General features: G+C 68.0%; 1 protein-coding gene. It reads right to left on the bottom strand.

Annotated features, from left to right (window positions below; translation table 11 throughout):
- Window positions 1-203: zinc ribbon domain-containing protein (locus tag IG04_RS46155; RefSeq protein ID WP_157513154.1), on the bottom strand; the 203-nt coding region annotated here is incomplete at both ends.

Below are 203 nucleotides of genomic sequence, written 5' to 3'. Positions count from 1 at the left end.
CGCTGTGCCTCACGGCACGGGGTTCCTGTTTCACTGCCGATCGCGGAAGGGAGGACCCTTGCCGTCTGACATCAGCTCCGCAGGCATCACCCGAGACAGCGTCCCGGGTTACGGCTCGACCAGCCGCAAGAATGTTCTTCGCCGCGTTGAGGTCCCGGTCGTGCCGGGTGCGGCAGCCCGGACACGTCCAGTGCCGGGCGGAC

It is taken from the genome of Lentzea albidocapillata (assembly GCF_000719115.1).
Taxonomy (GTDB): Bacteria; Actinomycetota; Actinomycetes; order Mycobacteriales; family Pseudonocardiaceae; genus Lentzea; species Lentzea albidocapillata.
This window is presented reverse-complemented; position numbering and strand designations above follow the sequence as displayed.